Annotated in this window: 1 protein-coding gene; it reads left to right on the top strand. The window is 74.6% G+C overall.

The window, feature by feature from the left end; genetic code table 11:
- A partial coding sequence (locus JNW87_RS38360; RefSeq protein ID WP_238455441.1) for an NACHT domain-containing NTPase occupies positions 1-1,739 on the top strand: 1,739 nt, incomplete at both ends.

Below are 1,739 nucleotides of genomic sequence, written 5' to 3' on the forward strand. Positions count from 1 at the left end.
GTGGTCGCGCCGGCGCCGCTCGAGCGGCTGCTGGACCGGCTGGCCGAGGTGTGCGAGGCGCGCTACGACCGGGTGCTGGTCCGCCGGGTGCCCGCCGACCCGCCACACCTGTTCGTCACCTACCGCGCCGACGGGGTGGTCCGGCAGCAGCGGGTCGGCGCGTACGTCGGCACGCCGAGCGCCGCCGACGTCGACGACTTCGCCCGGCGGGTGCACGCCACCGATCCGGACGTCGCGTCCGAGCTGGTCTACGACGGCGACCGGATCGGCCGGGGGCTGGCCGAGGCGGCGCAGCGGCGCGGGGTGCGCGTGCTGCACCTGACCGAGTTCCAGGGCCTGCTGGACCTGCGCGAGTACGTCGCGGCGCAGACCGCCCGGTTGCAGGCCGACCGGCTCTACCCGCCCGGGCAGTACGTGCCGCAGCGCTACCGGCACCTGGTCGGCGCCGACCAGCGGGTCCGCGAGGACGTGGTGGACGAGCTGCTGGAGCTGATCTCCGCCCCGGACGGCCGGTTCGTGCTGGTGCTCGGCGACTTCGGCCGGGGCAAGACGTTCGCGTTGCGGGAGGTGGCCCGCCGGCTGCCCACCGCCGCGCCCGACCTGATCCCGATCCTGGTGGAGCTCCGCGCGCTGGACAAGGCGCACTCGGTGGACGGGCTGGTCGCCGCGCACCTGGCCAACCACGGCGAGCAGGTGATCGACCTCAAGGCGTTCCGCTACATGCTCCGGAAGGGTCGGATCGTGCTGCTCTTCGACGGGTTCGACGAACTCGTGGCCCGGGTGGCGTACGACCGGGCGGCCGACCACCTGGAGACCCTGCTCCAGGCGGCCGAGGGCAAGGCCAAGATCGTGGTGAGCAGCCGGACCCAGCACTTCAAGACCAACTCGCAGGTGCTGACCGCGCTCGGCGAGCGGGTCGGGCTGCTGCCGCACCGCCGGGTGCTGGCCATCGAGGACTTCACCCCCGGCCAGATCGAGGCCTTTCTGCGCAACCGGTACGGCGGGGACGAGCAGGCCGCCCGCGACCGGATGGACCTCCTGGCCGGGGTGAAGGATCTGCTCGGCCTGTCCCGCAACCCGCGGATGCTGGGGTTCATCGCCAACCTCGACGAGGGCCGGCTGGCCGCGGTGGCCGGGGCCGGCGGCACGTTCAGCGCCGCGGCGCTCTACCGGGAGATCCTCGAGTCCTGGTTGGACTTCGAGGAGCGGCGTACCCAGGGGGTGCCGGGCGCGCCGGTGACGCTGCGCCGCCCCGAGCTGTGGGCGGCGGTGAGCCGGCTGGCGTTCCAGCTCTGGGAGAGCGGCGAGTCGTACCTGCGGCTGGCCGAGCTGGCCGATGCCGCCGGCCAGCTCACCGGGCTGGCGGAGTCGCGGCTGTCCGGCCCGCAGGCGATGCACGCGGTGGGCGCCGGCAGCCTGCTGGTGCGGACCGACGACGGACTGTTCGGGTTCATCCACACCTCGGTGCTGGAATGGCTGGTCGCCGAGGGGATCGCCGCGCAGTTCAACCGGGGGGAGGACCCGTCCGCGCTGGCGGTGCGCCCGCTGTCGGCGCTGACTGTGGAGTTCCTCGGCGACCTGGCCGACCCGCGCCGGTGCACGGCCTGGACAGCCCGGGTGCTCGGCGACGAGGACGCCGGGGAGACGGTCCGGGCCAACGCGCTGCGGCTCAGCGCCCGGCTGCGGCTGCCCGACCGCGCCGACCTGCGGGGCGCCTCGCTGCGCGGGGAGGACCTGTC

The sequence above is a fragment of the Micromonospora sp. ATA51 genome, assembly GCF_016802855.1.
In the GTDB taxonomy this organism is placed as follows: domain Bacteria; phylum Actinomycetota; class Actinomycetes; order Mycobacteriales; family Micromonosporaceae; genus Micromonospora; species Micromonospora sicca.